14 protein-coding genes and 2 pseudogenes are annotated in these 15,734 nt (G+C 58.9%); 6 read left to right on the plus strand and 10 right to left on the minus strand.

Features of this window, described 5'->3' with window-relative positions; translation table 11 throughout:
- Positions 1-4: 4 nt before the first annotated feature.
- A complete protein-coding gene (gene kduI, locus ACCD05_RS17260) occupies positions 5-841 on the minus strand; it encodes a 5-dehydro-4-deoxy-D-glucuronate isomerase (protein WP_111564748.1) in 837 nt (278 codons plus the stop codon).
- Complete coding sequence (locus ACCD05_RS17265) at positions 838-1,608, minus strand: GntR family transcriptional regulator (RefSeq protein WP_111564747.1); 771 nt, start codon at positions 1,606-1,608, stop codon at positions 838-840. Before ACCD05_RS17265 ends, kduI begins: the two co-directional genes overlap by 4 nt.
- A gap of 410 nt (positions 1,609-2,018) precedes the next feature.
- Between ACCD05_RS17265 and ACCD05_RS17270 the strand changes: the two genes are divergently transcribed.
- Positions 2,019-2,684 (plus strand): hypothetical protein, encoded by a 666-nt coding sequence (locus ACCD05_RS17270; RefSeq protein WP_111564746.1) that lies wholly within the window; start codon positions 2,019-2,021, stop codon positions 2,682-2,684.
- 378 nt (positions 2,685-3,062) lie between these two features.
- Positions 3,063-3,188, plus strand: a complete 126-nt coding sequence (locus ACCD05_RS17275) for a hypothetical protein (protein WP_283193903.1) — start codon at positions 3,063-3,065, stop codon at positions 3,186-3,188.
- A 455-nt stretch (positions 3,189-3,643) separates the two neighbouring features.
- Here ACCD05_RS17275 and ACCD05_RS17280 read toward each other — a convergent pair whose 3' ends face one another.
- From ACCD05_RS17280 to ACCD05_RS17295, 4 genes and pseudogenes are all read right to left on the minus strand, one after another.
- Positions 3,644-4,069 carry a sulfocyanin-like copper-binding protein gene (locus tag ACCD05_RS17280; protein WP_111564744.1) on the minus strand — a complete coding sequence of 142 codons (426 nt, stop codon included), beginning with the start codon at positions 4,067-4,069 and terminating at the stop codon, positions 3,644-3,646.
- Between the two features lie 151 nt (positions 4,070-4,220).
- Positions 4,221-4,382: pseudogene (locus ACCD05_RS17285) on the minus strand (cytochrome b/b6 domain-containing protein); the annotation flags it as partial.
- A gap of 736 nt (positions 4,383-5,118) precedes the next feature.
- Complete coding sequence (locus tag ACCD05_RS17290; RefSeq protein WP_111564740.1) at positions 5,119-5,418, minus strand: putative quinol monooxygenase; 300 nt, start codon at positions 5,416-5,418, stop codon at positions 5,119-5,121.
- 71 nt (positions 5,419-5,489) lie between these two features.
- Complete coding sequence (locus tag ACCD05_RS17295; protein ID WP_413394214.1) at positions 5,490-6,506, minus strand: NADP-dependent oxidoreductase; 1,017 nt, start codon at positions 6,504-6,506, stop codon at positions 5,490-5,492.
- 89 nt (positions 6,507-6,595) lie between these two features.
- Between ACCD05_RS17295 and ACCD05_RS17300 the strand changes: the two genes are divergently transcribed.
- Positions 6,596-7,498, plus strand: a complete 903-nt coding sequence (locus ACCD05_RS17300) for a LysR family transcriptional regulator (RefSeq protein WP_112950309.1) — start codon at positions 6,596-6,598, stop codon at positions 7,496-7,498.
- 169 nt (positions 7,499-7,667) lie between these two features.
- Here the strand turns inward: ACCD05_RS17300 and ACCD05_RS17305 are convergent.
- From ACCD05_RS17305 to ACCD05_RS17320, 4 genes and pseudogenes are all read right to left on the minus strand, one after another.
- A pseudogene (locus ACCD05_RS17305) lies at positions 7,668-7,859 on the minus strand (short-chain dehydrogenase/reductase); the annotation flags it as partial.
- Between the two features lie 317 nt (positions 7,860-8,176).
- Positions 8,177-9,652 (minus strand): DHA2 family efflux MFS transporter permease subunit, encoded by a 1,476-nt coding sequence (locus ACCD05_RS17310; RefSeq protein ID WP_413394216.1) that lies wholly within the window; start codon positions 9,650-9,652, stop codon positions 8,177-8,179.
- 64 nt (positions 9,653-9,716) lie between these two features.
- Entirely contained in the window at positions 9,717-10,223 is a 507-nt protein-coding gene (locus ACCD05_RS17315; protein WP_111564737.1) for an isoprenylcysteine carboxyl methyltransferase family protein, read from the minus strand.
- Positions 10,220-11,272 carry a type III polyketide synthase gene (locus tag ACCD05_RS17320; RefSeq protein ID WP_111564736.1) on the minus strand — a complete coding sequence of 351 codons (1,053 nt, stop codon included), beginning with the start codon at positions 11,270-11,272 and terminating at the stop codon, positions 10,220-10,222. The genes ACCD05_RS17315 and ACCD05_RS17320 overlap by 4 nt, the downstream gene beginning before the upstream one ends.
- Before the next feature lie 425 nt (positions 11,273-11,697).
- On the opposite strand from ACCD05_RS17320, the gene paoA reads away from it, so the two are divergent.
- The 3 genes from paoA to paoC are packed head-to-tail and all read left to right on the plus strand — an operon-like array spanning position 11,698 to position 15,485.
- Positions 11,698-12,336 carry an aldehyde dehydrogenase iron-sulfur subunit PaoA gene (gene paoA, locus ACCD05_RS17325; protein ID WP_413394219.1) on the plus strand — a complete coding sequence of 213 codons (639 nt, stop codon included), beginning with the start codon at positions 11,698-11,700 and terminating at the stop codon, positions 12,334-12,336.
- Positions 12,333-13,283, plus strand: a complete 951-nt coding sequence (locus tag ACCD05_RS17330) for an FAD binding domain-containing protein (protein ID WP_111564734.1) — start codon at positions 12,333-12,335, stop codon at positions 13,281-13,283. The genes paoA and ACCD05_RS17330 overlap by 4 nt, the downstream gene beginning before the upstream one ends.
- A gap of 3 nt (positions 13,284-13,286) precedes the next feature.
- On the plus strand, positions 13,287-15,485 hold the full coding sequence (gene paoC / locus ACCD05_RS17335; RefSeq protein ID WP_283193902.1) for an aldehyde oxidoreductase molybdenum-binding subunit PaoC: 2,199 nt from the start codon (positions 13,287-13,289) through the stop codon (positions 15,483-15,485).
- The last annotated feature ends 249 nt before the right edge of the window (positions 15,486-15,734 follow it).

Here is a 15,734-nt window from a genome sequence, read left to right on the forward strand (position 1 = left end):
CGCCCTACCTCAGATCCGCGATGGCGATATGGTCCATGTCGGTAAAGCTCTTGTTGTCGCCGGCCATCGCCCAGATGAAGCTGTAATTCTTGGTGCCAGCACCTGAGTGGATCGACCAGGGCGGCGAGATGATCGCCTGCTCGCTGGCAACCAGCATATGGCGGGTTTGCTGCGGCTCGCCCATGAAATGAAAGACGCGTTGGTCGGCTTCCAGATCGAAATAGAGATAGGCTTCCATGCGCCGGTCATGCGTATGGGCCGGCATGGTATTCCAGACGCTGCCGTCATCGATCATGGTGAAGCCCATGGTCAGTTGGCAGGACTGGCAGACTTCCGGGTGGATGAACTGATAGATCGAACGCTTGTTAGCGGTCGTTGCTTCGCCGGGCGTCAGATGGCGCGCCTTGTCGCGGGTCAGAAGCACGGTCGGATGAACCTCATGCGCCGGCGTCGAGACCAGATAGAACTTGGCGGGCTTGGCGGCATCAAGGCTTTCGAAGCGGACATCCCTGGCGCCCTTGCCGACATAAAGGCAGTCGTATTTCTGAAGCTCATGCGTATTGCCGTCCACGATAACGCGGCCTGTGCCGCCGATATTCAGCGCGCCGAGCTCGCGTTCAGCGAGGAAGGTTTCCTGACCAATCTCCTTCGGCGCGCCGAGCGTCAGGCCTTCATCTAGCGGCGTTGCGCCGCCGATGATCATGCGGTCATAGTGAGAGTAGGTGAGACGAATTTCGCCGCCTTCAAAGACTGTCTCGAGCAAGAAATGGCGGCGCAGCGTTTCCGTGTCGTAGCCGCGAACGGCCTCCGGATGGGAAGCGTGACGGACATCGATCTTCATTGATTTTTTCCCTTCTCTTCAGTGGGTGCCAAGGGAGATTTTGCATCCTCGACGAAATAGTTCGGATCCCAGATTTCGGCCTTCTCGACTTCGCCGAGCAGTTTGCCAAGATGAAAGCCCATGGCGGCGGCGGCACCTGCCTTGTCGCCCGTCTTCATGCAGCCGATCACCGCCGAATGCTCCTCGATGACGCGGACAAGACGACCTTCCTGCGGCAGGGTCAGCAGGCGGTAGCGATCGGAGTGGACCTTCACTTGCTGGATGATCGCCCATATACCGGGGAAGCCGGAGATATCGCTGATTAGCTTGTGAAAATCGTTGTCAATGACATGGAACGCGGCGACATCGTCGTCGCGCACGCAAGCGATGAGGTCAGTCAGATTGCGCTCCAGCGCGCGGATACCTGACGGTGTGATCTTCTCGACGGCCATTGACACGGTCGTATCCTCGAGCGCCTTGCGGACCAGGATCGCCTCGTAGAGCGCGCGACGTGGAATGCGCGAAACGAAGGTGCCGGATTGCGGAAAGACATCGACGAGGCCATCGTCGGAAAGACGCAGGACCGCCTCGCGGATCGGCGTGCGGCTGACGCCGAACTGCGCTTCCAGTTCTTTCTCATTGAGGAGGTCCATCGGCTTCCGGCGCAATGAGATGATGTCGTCGCGCAGCGCGTTGTAGACGAGCGTCGCCGCGCGCGGGGCAGCCGCGCGCTGATGCGACAGATGTGTGACGCCGGCGAGCGAGCGCTTCTTGCGAGCTTCGCTCATCGCGTCGCACGCCGCACGCCGACAAACATAGGCCCGAGATTTCTCTCCATCAGTCGCCACCTCCCGCTGGCTTGGAAATAAGTAGTATATTAGTATCCAACTTAGCGCAAGCGGGATGGGGTCCCTGCACGGCGTGCCGGCGACCGTAAGATTAAAAGTCGATCAGGCAGACTGTGCGACGTGGCGGCGCCGTGAAGGGCAAAGGCAAATGACGCGAACTCTGTTCCGTATTGGATTATCCGTCACAAGAATCTCATGGCGGCGATGCCATTCGTTAACATCGAAGGCCCTTGTCGTTCTCATTTGAACCGTATCAGACCTCCGTCCGATGTCGGGTGGGCGATCTTCCGATAACTTCGGGATCATCTTGAACGATCCCGTCGCGTTGGCGGCTTGATTTGGAGGACACAATGCGCATCACCACCCTGGCTTCCATTGCCGCCCTGTCTCTTGCCCTCGCCGCAAGTCCCCTCGCCGTCGCCGGTTTCGACATCGCGGCCATGGCGAAAGGCGGAAACGGTGGTGGCAATGGAGGGGGAAGCGGCGGCAATGGCAATGGTGGCGGTGGTCATGGCAATAGCGGTAGCCAAGGCAGCAGCTCCACGCATGGTAATTCACAGTCGCAAGGCAACGCCGCGAGAGGCAAGTCAGGCGAAGCTGTTGGTCAGTCGCAATCCAGGAAAGCGGAGCGAACACCTGCCGTTACCACGAAACAACGCAAGGCTTCGGCGGAACTTGCGGGTTTGAACTCACTCAATCGCAGCTTCAAGGCCTATCTGCACACGTCCGACCCTCGAATGACCGCCATTTCCGCCTACGCCGTGGCATATGCCCAATATGAACTTGATAACGGTGTCGAGCCGTCCGAGGACGACCCGATCCTCGGCGACCAGGCCCTGAAAGATGCGCTGGCATCGGCGACAAAAACCGGCGAAGTCAGCGCTGCCGCTCTCGAAAAGGCCAAGTCTATTCTCGGTGTCGGTGAGGCCGAGGGAAAGATTGATCAGATCAAAGCCACGCTTACGCCGACAAAGCCGACCGAGGACGCAGATCCCGCGGTTGTTCGATCGAATTGAGCGGGAGCGAAATCGGTGTATAGCTCAAAGCGATCCTGAAATGTCAGCAACGGATTGGGGTGAGGTCGGCATGTCTCTGAAACACAGCAGTCGGCGCTCGCTGCACTCACCCCTCTTCGTGAAGGCGGGCAAGGCAAAGCGGAGATTTGAGCGTATTAGGGAGTCGCCGGCGCATCTGGCGCTCGGTCGACTTATCGGGTTAATGCCCCATGACAGCGACGTTGGCCAACTGGTCCTCAACGACATGGCAAACTTGTACCCGACGCTAGCAGTTCAGCGCACCATCGCGCATAGGTCATGCGCAACCTTGCTTAAATGATAGCGGAAGTTAATCTCCTTGGAGGATTTGATTCGCACGATTGAGTGGGGAGCGCGATCATGGAGCATCAGAAGAGAGGATACCTTCTGGCGGACGAGCCAGTCGAGTTCCTTCTGCTCGCCGCCGGGTTATTGGCCATCACCATTTTGGCGGGCGCCGTGGTGATCATTGCCGCGATCTTTTAGCAGGACCGTCGGCGTCGATGCGGCGGACGATCAGGTTGTCGCCACCAACTTGGCGACGAATTGACGCTCGTGGCGGGGCGAGGGCGAAGCTGTTTGGATTACGATGAGATCCCCACTTCTGATCTGCGGCCTCGCAATAAATGACAAGGCGCGTAACGCATCGTGCTTGGCGAGATAATCGGCGATCTGCTCAAGACCGTTTCCCCTATTGCCGGTAGCACCGCCCGGCTGGTGAGTTTGGGTATGGCGACGACATTTCCTCAGCCAAGCCGCGAGGTCGCTCTTTAACAGTTCCCGGCGATTAAGGATCCAACGCAGTTCCTGGAGGCAATCGTCGTCTGCTTGCGCTGCAGCTGGCTAAACCGAGAATGCGGCAAGCCGTAAATACTTGCCACAGTCTCAGCAATAAGATCGTATCGGGGATACGGCGGCGCTCACGCCGCCGGCCCAGCCGATCATTTGACGGCTGTCAAAGTCGCGTGCATTCCGGCCTCGTAGTGACCCTTGATGTTGCATAGCAGGAGATATGCACCGGGCGTGAGTTTGGCCTTAAGCGATCCGTCAGCACCTGGCTTGAGCTCGGACACTTCACCGAGGCTCTTTAGCTGATGCTCGTCGACCCGGTGCTTGCCTTGTTGAACTGCTACCTCTTGGTTGATCGACTTGAGCTTCACTAGGACCATCTCGTGTTCCTCGGTCATCGCGTCGTTGTGTACTTGGAATACCACGTCACCTGCCTTCACGGTTGGCTGATCGACTGTCAACGACATCGCGCCGCCGCCTTCACCATCTTCAATGACCTTGACAGTGGTTGCAGCGAAAGAGGGCGCGGCGACGCAAAGCACGGCGACTGCGCCGAGTATGCTCTTGTAGTTCAACATGCGGCTATTTCTCCTCAGTGTTAGCCCAGCACTTGGACACCTACGAGGGCGGACTGACGCCTACCTGAACCCACGAAACATCGGGTTTGCGGATGCATTGCATTCTCCGCTGCGGATCGCGAACGTTGCTGGACTGATCCGCGCTACGAGTTCAGCCGGTTGTCATCTGGCGTAAAACATCTGTCCGGAAACAAAAGTGCTGGACAAGTGCCCCGAGGACATGGACCGCAACGACGACCCAAAGCACGACCTTCATTAAATCGGCGTGGATCGACCCAGCGGCATTAACCCCAAAGTAATACGCCGCAATCCCGCCCTTTGCGGACATCACACGATAAATTTTTACCCGTTGCATTGGAGCGCCATTATCGCGCTCGGGTTGTTCTCAAAGTTAGAACCCATGGCACTGGTGTGAGCGAAAATGATCGACAAAAGGACCTACAACAGACGCAGCGAACTCACGACATTCGCAACCATTGTAGCATTCGTCCTGCTTCGTATCGCGACATTCGCTTTCAATCTGAGCCTGTCGCCATTTCACTACTTGATGCTTGGTATAGCTATGGCTATCGGCTTATTCATTTGGAATTTCCGTCCCAGGCGGAAGGTGTATCGGTGTTAATCAGCAACCGGATTTTAGATCGATAGCACCTCTTTCCACCCTGCCCAAGCTCAAGCTGTCGCGGCTGCGCGACATTGGCTGGTCACTTTGGGACCCAATAGGGTTATTGAGTTCCGGACAGCGATGGGACGAGGCCAACGCGCAAGAGTTCGCGGATGAGTATGATTCCTACTTGATAGAGGCTGCCGGACTTATACATCGCGGCACCCCAGATCGAGACGTTGTAGAATTCCTCGTGAGAAAAGAGACAGCTCACATGGGTTTGACACTGCAAGCCGATACTTATGAACGCGCACTGTCGACTGTTGCAGCCATTAAGGCGGACAAAGAGCTTTGGACAAACTCGAATTCGACCTCCAGTCGTGGCGCGTAGTGGAAGACGGCAATCGGCCCGAAGAAGCGGACGTCGACCACAGAATAGCATACGTCATTCCCTGAGCTGACGTTCATTAGCTGCGTCGTATTTCCGGATATCGCCCTGCATTCGACCATGCCAACGGTCAACGAAAGCAATCGTGTCCGCCGCCGCAAGATGGGCGCTGAGTGCGGCCTGATCTACCCAGCGTTCCGCGATCAGCAATCGCCCTGATTCCGGCGCGTCGACGGCGGCATCATAGGAGATGTTTCCGGGGCGCTGGCGTGTGGCTGCGGCAAGCGCTGTGAGATCGGCCCGGAACTGCGCCAGATCGGTTGGGTCGACATGCATGTAGCCGGTGATGATCAGCATGAGATATTTTCCCATCCGCACCTCTGACGTCCGATCTTCGGCAATCAGAGGTGCCTGTTGTTCGGCAATGATCAGGCGGTGATCAGCACTATCTTGCCCTGGATACTTCTTTCGGAGGCGCGACGATGGGCCACCGACGCCTCGGCCATTGGATAGGTGCTGTCGATCGCCACCCGAACGGTGCCGTCCTCGAGAAGGCGGCCGGCTTGCGCCAATTGCGCACCGTTGGAGCGCACCTGGGTCGTTGACACGGTGATCTGTCGCTTGGCGGCATCATCATGGCCGGCAAAGCCCAACGGGTTGACGAGATACAGGCCGCCGCCCGGTTTGATGCTGGGCAGAAAGCGTTCCATGTGCGCGCCGCCGACGGCATCGAGCACCAGGTCGACATCCTTCGCTACCGTTTCGGCCGCCACCTTGGTGTAATCGATCACGGTGTCTGCGCCGAGGTCGGTGAGCAGCGCCCCGTGTTTGCCGGAGGCGACCGCAATCACCCGCGAGCCTTGCCATTTGGCGATCTGCACCGCCAGATGACCAACGCCACCGCCGGCGCCGTTGACCAGCACGCTCTTGCCGTTCAGCGGCATCGGCGTGTGCGCGAGGGACTGGAACGGGTTCGGCGCGTCATGGCCCAAGTCGACCAGAAACTGCCAGGCGGTGAGCAGCGACATCGGCGCGCCTGCAGCATGGACATGATCGATCCGCGAAGGCTTCAGCGCCAGTTCCGAGGCCGAGACGCGCACATAGTCGGCATAGGCGCCGCTACCAGTCATCAGGTCCTGCGGAAACCGGACCATCGCATAGACGTCGTCACCAACCTCAAATCCGGTAACACTCGCGCCAACGGCCGCTACGACGCCCGACACATCGGTGCCGAGGATCAAAGGGAAGGTCGGGCTGGGTTGCCATTCCGGCGGCAGTCCCCGGTAGCCGTCGCGCAGATAGAGATCCGGTGGGTTGAGGCTTGTGGCGTGGACACGGACCAGCACCTCGTCCGTCGCTATCTCCGGTCGCGGGGCATCCTCATAGAGCAGAACCTCCGGACCTCCGAATTCGTGCAGTCGCACGGCTTTCATCATTGCAGTCATCATTGCCTCGCTTAGCTATCTGTTCGTGGACAAGGATATGACTGACGCCGTCAATTGATAATGATCGCTAACTTCGCTTTAATAGTGCCATGAAGGAACAAATTAGATTTGATCGGCTGACGGGATTGATTGCTTTCGCGCGGGCTGGCTCGCTCGGAAGCTACACCGCCGCAGCCCGCTCGCTCTCGATCTCCCCGTCGGCAGTCAGCAAGAGCATCCAGCGGCTGGAAAAACAGCTTGGCGTGGCGCTGTTTGCACGCACGACACGCTCCCTAACGCTCACCAGCGAAGGGCACGACCTGCATGAAAGGGCGCTTCGGCTGCTACAGGACGCCGAGGACATCGAGCAGGCGGCGAAAGCGGCGCGCACCGAGCCGGCCGGCACAATACGTATTGCGGCATCGCTGCCGATCGGCCTGCATGTGATCGCGCCGGCCCTGCCACAATTCCGAAAACACTATCCCAAGGTGAGCATCGACCTGCGCCTAAGTGATCAGATCGTCGATCTGATCGAGGGCGGATTCGATCTGGCCGTCCGTATCGGCGATCTGGCCGACTCGCGCCTTCTCTCCCGACGACTCGCGCCGCATCGATTGTGCTGCTACGCCTCTCCCGACTATCTGGCGAGGCGCGACCCACCGACACATCCGGACCAGTTGCACGATCATGAAACGGTCAGCCTGCGCTACCAAAGCAGCGGCCAGATGTTCCGCTGGCCGTTTCGTATCGGGGATAGAGAGGTCGAGATCGTGCCGTCATCCGCGATCGTCGTCGATGCAAGCGAAGCGGTGCTTGCGACCATCGCCGCCGGTGCCGGGATCGGGATGGCGACTAGCTTCATGGCCGCCGCCTGGGTGAAGAGCGGTGCGCTCGTTCCGGTTCTGGCGAACTATGCCGTGGAGCGGCACAACATCACCGCCTTGTGGCCGGAAAGCCGGCGGTCCAATCCGGCGGTTCGCGCCTTCCTCGAAAGCCTGGTCACATTGCTCTGAAAACGGCGCGTCAATGACCGCTTCTGGCGCCAACAGCGGTCATGCCGTTCGGAAAAGTGAAGCGCTTTTCGCAGCGTTGGAAACCCGGGTTTGACGGTGAGGGGAATGACGAGGACGATCGATTTCGGTGCTCGATCGTCCTCTTGCGCGGCCGCTCATGTTGCTTCCCTTAAGCGAAGTCTGTCGAAGATGCAGTCTTCCGCCATGCACTGACGATGGCTGCATCGGCCGCATGTTTCGCCTCGATGGCCGCGACTTTATCGCTGCCCAGCGGTAACCGGACAGGCGGATTGGCTGTGTCCACGAAGTCCACCAGGACATCGGCGAGTTTGGACGGATCGCCCGGTTGATTGTGACTAATTTAGCGCATTGGCGTCAAGCAATAGATTGGCCAGGGGGCTGCTGATCGGCGGAAAATCGGCATTCGGAACAAGCGCATGAACCTCGGCACCGAGGTGCTGAGCCAGGGCTCGAGCGTGGAGTGCGATGTTGCTGGCATTTCCATCGGGGTAGGTATGAAGGGGAGAAGTACTTGAGTCACGAAGGGCGACTGCGAAGAGAGATCTTGGCTTCCGGTTCGATAGTCACGATCGTATTTTGATGCACCTCTACGAAACGCGATCCACGCGCGTTGCATCGTGGCTCGGCAAAGGCGCGTGATTATTGTCCTCGGATCGGCTAGTCTCCACTCTCACCGCGCGGTACGTGCCTTGCGAAAGGAAGAGCAGTGATCGCGCATGCCGTCATTATTGCGACGAGAAGCCAGGCTTCATTGATCGCTTCGACGGAACTCGCGGTTTGGACGAGTGGATCGAGCAACGCTGTCTTGCCGGCATCAAACGCGCCGGACTGATGAGCACTGACGATGCCCGCTGGAGCCCCTATGAATGCGGCGGTTTTCATGTTGCCACTCTCGAGGCCCTTCCAAAGCTTTTCGCCCAAGACATCGGTGCGGGTGTAGATGATGGTGTCGATCAAGGCGATCCCGATCGCGCCACCGAGATTACGCATGAGGTTGAAGAGGCCGCTGGCATCTGGAACCCGGTGGGGCGGCAGCCCACCAAGTGCAAGTCGGGTGGGAGGTAGAAGGCAAAACATGATAGCCACGCCGCGAACGACCTGCGGCCAGAACATCGCATCATAATCAGATCGTGGGTCCTGAAACGCGCTCATGGCAATCCCCACGGAAAACAACGCAAAGCCGCACGCCGATAAGACGCGCGGGTCGGTCTTCTTCTCCAACGCAACGGCAATCGGCGCCGTGATGAGTTGGGCAACGCCCGTGACCAGCATCGTCATGCCGATTTCAAACGCGTTGTGTCCCCGGACAAACGCCAGAAAGACTGGCATCAGGTACACGGATCCAAACAGCCCTATGCCAAGAGTGAAACTTAGGACCGAACCAACTAGAAAGTTGCGGTCTCGGAAGTTACCCAGTTCGACGAGCGGTGGTGATCGCATCGTGCAACGCCATGTGAAAAGCGATCCGGCGAAAAAAGAGCAGCCGAGGCAGCCAACTACGTACAATGAGATCCACCCACTCGTCGGCGCTTCCTTGAGCCCGATTTGCAAAGCGGCGAGAGCTCCCGCCATCAACAGCAGGGATATCCAGTCGAGCCCCTGACGTGCTGAATGATCCACGACATGGCGTGGTAGGGTTCGCGATGCCACCGCGGCCGCGAGCGTGCCCGGTGCCAGGTTGATCAGAAAAAGCCAATGCCAGGAGTAGGTTTCGGTGAGCCAGCCACCAGCTATCGGCCCAACCGTCGGCGCGAGAACAGCGAGGACGCCGGCAATCGTTGTCGCTAGTGCCTGTCGCTGGCTGGGAAACAGGATGAACACCGCGGAAAAGACTGACGGGATCAAAGTCCCACCGGAGAACCCCTGGAGGACACGCCAGCAAACGAGCTCGCTGAACTCGCCGCTCGCGGCGCAGCCCGCCGAAGCAATCACGAAAAGGATCATTGAACCCACGAATAGCCAGCGCATGGTCAAAACCCGGGTGAGGTAGCCGGTGAGCGGGATGGCGACGACCTCGGCGATCAGGTAGGCGGTCTGGATCCAGCTCATCCGATCCGGGTTGATTTCAAGCGCGGATTGGATCGTTGGGAGCGACGTCGCCACAACCTGGACGTCAAGGATGGCCATGAACATACCGGCGCACATCGCCACGAACCCGATCCAGACTAAAAGCGAAGCGCGGAGACCTAGAGGAGGATCAGAGGTGGGCATCATATGGTGGTCCTGAAAGCGCCGCGTTCTCGGTCTTGATGCGTACAAAGAGTATAATCGCGTTGGCGATGGAAAATACAACCGCGTAAACCGGTTGGCCAAGGCATAAGGGAAGCACGGCGATCTCGCCGACCACGACAACATAGTTGGGATGGCGCGTAAAGCGATAAGGGCCCGTCCGCACAAGCGTCTCACCGGGCACAACAATAATTCGGGTTGTCCAGCGCGTGCCGAGCGTCAGCAGGGTCCAGAGCCGCAAAGCCTGCAGCAGACCGAACGCCGCCAGCCAGCCAAGATCCACCGTGGAATTCCATGATAAAAGCCACAGGCCCGTGAGCCAGGAGGCGTGAAGCGCGACGATCAAGCCATAATGTTGCCTGCCAGTCTCGTGGCCACCTCGCCTTAGCAACGCTCGAGTGTTGCGTCCCGCTAGCCAAAGCTCACCCACGCGCTCAGCGGTGACAGCCGACAATAACACATACGCCCAGATCATGCGGTTGTCCTTAGCGAGACACAGCTCACGGTGAAACCTGGACCCATCGCCGTCAGCAGTATGCGTGGCGGAGGAGCGGACGCAATAAGCCGATCGAGAACGAACAAGGCTGTCGGAGAGGACATGTTTCCGAATTCCGAAAGAACATTGCGTTCATGGTCGAGTGTGCCACGATTGACTATCAGGGCGCTCTCGAGCGCGTCAATGACCTTTGCACCGCCGGGATGGCATGCGAAGCGATCCACATCTCGGATTGATAGATTGGATCTTGAAAGTATTCCTTCAATCGCGGGGCGAAGATTTTCTTCCGCGAACGGCGGGATGGCGCGGTCGAAAATAACCCCCAAGCCTTCGGGATCGACACTCCAGCCCATGATGTCGAGAGTGTCGCACCAGGTATGCTGGCCGCTCATTTCGATCTCAGCCAAGCCCGCGTCGCCTGCCCTGACTATGCAGGCGGCGGCACCGTCGCCGAACAAGGCGGTCGCGACGATGTTGGCCTTCGTCAGCTTGTCCAGCCTGAACGCAAGCGTGCAGGTCTCCACGGCGACAAGAAGGACCACGGAATTTGGACGCGACGCCGCCAGTCGGGCCGCGATCGACAGACCCGAAACGCCCCCCGCGCAGCCGAGACCAAAAACAGGTACTCGCTCGACGTCTTCTCGAAATCCCATCTCTTTAGCGACGCGAGCCTCCAGGCTGGGCGTCGCGATTCCCGTTGAGGATACCGTCACGATCGTATCGACGTCGGACGCGGCAAGGCGCGCGGCTTCAAGGGCACGCTTCGCCGCTTCAACGAAAAGAGCGCTCGCACCCTCGATAAAAGCGGCGTTTCGGGCTGGCCATCCGGCCGTGGCCAGATACCAGTCAATCGAGCGGACGCCATAGCGTCGACGTATACCGGAGCTTTCGAAGACGTTTGCCAGCCGCTCGAAGTCGCGAAATCGAGCCGAAAAGGCCTTGTACGCAGCGGTTGCGGCGTCTCGCTGATCAATGATGTGTGGGGGCAGGGCGGTCGCGAGGGAGACCAGTTTCACGGATGGGCGCATTGGGATCCTAGGGCGACTGTCTTTGAGACCGAGCTTCGCCAAGACTTCTGGTCCGAAAGTAGGAACGTTCTCCCGGGGTCCAGGGTTTCCAGGACATTATTTTTATTCCAGGGAATTTGCGAAAAAGCAGAACTTAATGCGCTTTGGTGCCGGCGCCGCCCATCGTCCTAGCGTCACGGCTATCAACCAGGCCATATCTTTAACGAGCATCACTATCGCTTTCCGAGGCCGTTGAGCTGACGTTTGGAACAAGCATGCGCTCCATGGCTTATATAACTTGGATCACCAAGCCTCAGCGCATTCTTGAATTCCGGTGCCTGGCGCATCCATCTTTCGGGTTATCGTGCTCGACCTCGACCCTATCTGAAACAGAACGGCGTGGGTTGAAGCCGCCCAATGCCGGAAAAATTAGCTGGGAACCAAAGATGCCATCACCAATCCGATTGGAACCTTCACGCAGGGAGCTGCTTGTGTCCTCAGCCGCGACGGTGGCGATTGCCGGAGCCGCGACGGGTGTATGCGCGGCCGACATTAGGAGAGAAATCGTGGAAGAACAAACGAAAGTCGTCTTTGAGGTCAACGGAGAAACGAAGCATTTGACGTTGGATAACCGGACCACCCTTCTCGATGCGCTGCGCGAGCACCTCCATCTCACTGGGACGAAGAAAGGCTGCGATCACGGCCATTGCGGCGCCTGCACCGTCATCGTCAATGGCCGCCGCATCAATTCCTGCCTGACACTCGCGGTCATGCATGAAGGAGAGAAGATCACGACCATCGAAGGTCTCGGGCGGCCCGGCAATCTTCACCCGATGCAAGCCGCGTTCGTCAAGCATGATGGATTTCAGTGCGGTTACTGCACCCCGGGACAGATCTGTTCTTCCGTGGCGGTACTACAGGAGATTGACGCCGACATCCCGAGCCATGTCACCGAAAATCTTATTGCCCAAGCAACCGTGACATCCGCGGAGATCCGCGAACGCATGAGCGGCAATATCTGTCGATGCGGAGCCTATTCCAATATCTTGGACGCCATCAAGGAAGTCGCGGGAGTGCCGGCATGAGGGCGTTTTCCTATGAGAGAGCATCGTCCGTCGAAGCCGCGGCGCGAGCGGCGGCGCAAAATCGAGAGGCGAAGTTCATCGCCGGTGGCACCAATCTGCTCGATCTGATGAAGCTCGAGATAGAAAAGCCATCGCATCTTATAGATGTTAATGGCCTTGGACTCGACAAGATCGAAAAAGCACGGGATGGCGGCTTGCGCATCGGCGCCCTGGTGCGCAATACCGATCTCGCGGCTGACCAGACCGTGCGCCGCGACTACGGACTTCTTTCGCGCGCGCTCGTGGCCGGGGCGTCCGGGCAGCTGCGCAACAAGGCGACGACAGCCGGTAACCTTCTTCAGCGCACGCGCTGTCCCTATTTCTACGATCCCAACCAGCCTTGCAATAAGCGTGATCCGGGCAGCGGCTGTTCCGCCATTGGCGGGATTACCCGCCAGCTCGGAGTGATCGGTGGGAGCGAGGCCTGTATCGCCACCCACCCTAGCGACATGGCCGTGGCGATGCGGGTGCTGGACGCGGTCGTGGAGACCGTCAAGTCCAACGGAGAGAAGCGTTTCATTCCGATCGCCGACTTTCATCGCTTACCTGGCGATACGCCGCATCTCGAGACAACCCTCGAGCGGGGCGAGTTTATCACGAGTGTAACCTTGCCTCCGCCCATTGGTGGCAAACACATCTACCGAAAGGTTCGAGACCGCGCATCCTATGCGTTCGCGCTGGTATCGATCGCGGCCGTTATCCAGCCCGATGGTAGCGGCAGGGTCGCGGTGGGCGGCGTCGCCCACAAGCCGTGGCGCGTCGAGACCGCGGAAGCCGAACTAAACAAGGGCGCTCGCGCGACGGCGGCGGCGCTTCTTGCCGATGCACGCCCGACCGAGCAAAACAAATTCAAGATAGGCCTGACCGAGCGCACGCTTGGCGCCGTTTTGTCAGAGGCGAGGGAATAGGTCATGCAGTTCGAAAAACCAGCAACAACTAATCCGATTGATCAACTCAAAGTCGTTGGGAAGCCCATTCACCGCATCGATGGCGAGCTAAAAACCTCGGGCCGAGCCATGTATGCCTACGAATGGCACGACCCGGCGCTACGATATGCCTATGGCTACCCTCTTGGTTCGGCCATCGCCAAGGGACAGGTCATATCCATCGACAGCGCCGCCGCGAGAAAGGCGCCTGGCGTGCTCGGGGTCATCACCACACTCGAGGTCGGCGATCTGCGGAAGGGCAAGATGAACACCGCGAAGCTCTTCGGTGGCAGGGAGATTAAGCACTACCACCAGGCGGTCGCCGTCGTGGTGGCCGAGACATTCGAACAGGCGCGCGCCGCGACCGCCTTGATAAAGGTTGACTACGCGCCTGAGAAGGGTGCGTTTGATCTAAGGGCCGAGATGGCAAATGCCAAGACGCCGGATCCCTCGACCGAACCCGAGAGCGCCGCGGGTGATTTCCAGGCAGCCTTTGGTACTGCCCAGGTTACGCTCGACGCCGAATATACCACGCCGGATCAGTCCCATTCCATGATGGAGCCCCCCGCGTCGATCGCGGCTTGGGACGGTGATGAGGTCACGGTCTGGACATCAAGCCAAATGATCGACTGGTGGCGTACCGATCTCGCGACGACGCTTGGCGTCGAGAAGGAGAAAGTGCACCTGATGTCACCATTTATCGGTGGTGGCTTTGGCGGCAAGCTTTTCCTTCGTGCTGACTCGGTGCTCGCGGCCTTGGCCGCGAAGTCAATTGGACGACCGGTCAAGGTGGCGCTTCCGCGACCGATGATACCGAATAACACGACACACCGGCCGGCGACGATCCAACGTATTCGCATTGGCGCCGAACTAGATGGGAGGATCACGGCGATCGCGCACGAGAGCTGGTCAGGCGATCTTCCAGGCGGTGGTCCGGAAACCGCTGTGATGCAAACGAGGCTGCTTTATGCTGGTGAGAACCGGATGACGGGGATGAAGCTTGCCACGCTTGATCTTCCGGAAGGAAACGCCATGCGTGCGCCCGGCGAAGCTCCCGGTCTAATGGCGCTCGAAATCGCCATGGATGAAATGGCGGAGAAGCTCGCCATCGATCCAATCGAGTTCCGGATCAAGAACGATACCCAGGTCGATCCGGAAAATCCCGACCGCCCGTTCTCCCATCGCGATCTGATTGGCTGTTTGAGACTTGGTGCCGAAAAGTTCGGCTGGGACAAGCGGACGCGCCCAGCGAAACGGCGCGAGGGAAACTGGATGATTGGCATGGGGGTCGCGGCAGCTTTTCGCAACAATCTCGTCATGCCATCCGGGGCGCGGGTCAAGCTCGATCAAGATGGTGTCGTCACGGTCGAGACGGACATGACCGACATCGGCACCGGCAGTTACACGATCATCGCTCAGACCGCCGCCGAAATGATGGGCGTCAACGTCGAAAAAGTCGCTGTCCGGCTCGGTGATTCCAGGTTCCCAGTGTCGGCGGGATCGGGCGGTCAGTTCGGTGCCAATTCCGCGACTTCGGGAGTTTACGCGGCCTGCGTCAAGCTTCGCGAGGCAATTGCCAGCAAACTGGGATTCAACTCGGCCGACGCCGTGTTTGAGAATGGTGAGGTCAAATTGGGCAACCGGATCGTGGCGCTGGCAGAAGCCGCTGGAACCGATGGTATTGTCGGCGAAGATACGATTGACTGGGGTGACCTGACCAAGACCCACCAGCAGTCCACCTTTGGCGGGCATTTCGTGGAGGTCGGCGTTGATGTCGCCACTGGTGAGACGCGCATTCGCCGCATGCTGGCCGTGTGCGCGGCCGGCCGCATTCTTAATCCGATCACCGCCCGCAGCCAAGTTATAGGCGCGATGACGATGGGCGCGGGTGGGGCATTGACGGAAGAGCTTGCGGTTGATACTCGCCATGGCTTCTTCGTTAATCACGATCTCGCGGGCTACGAGGTACCCGTTCACGCGGATATTCCTCATCAGGAGGTCATCTTCATGGACGAGACGGACCCATATTCGTCTCCGATGAAGGCCAAGGGAGTGGGTGAACTCGGTCTATGTGGCGTCTCGGCGGCTATCGCGAACGCGATCCATAACGCGACCGGCGTTCGGGTCCGACATTACCCTATCACACTCGACAAACTGATCGGCGAGCTGCCGGATATTGCCTGATGGTATGCGGTGGCCGGGCGAGGCCGCCGCCTCATTCATCAATGGCCTAGCTGGAATCCCCGATTACGCGGCTGCCCGATGCTGTCGACAAATCGTAAGCCTTGCCGCGATGATATTGGTCGCCAGTCGCAAGCGGCTCGAGGAGAGCGATAGTTGGCTGCGTTTCAAGCCAAGCCAGACAAACATTGCCGCTGACGCAATTTGCGATGAGGTTTGGTCAACACCTCGCACGAGACTGGTGCCTACGCT

Origin of the sequence: Rhizobium sp. Rhizsp42, assembly GCF_047304155.1 — a bacterium.
GTDB lineage: Bacteria > Pseudomonadota > Alphaproteobacteria > Rhizobiales > Rhizobiaceae > Rhizobium.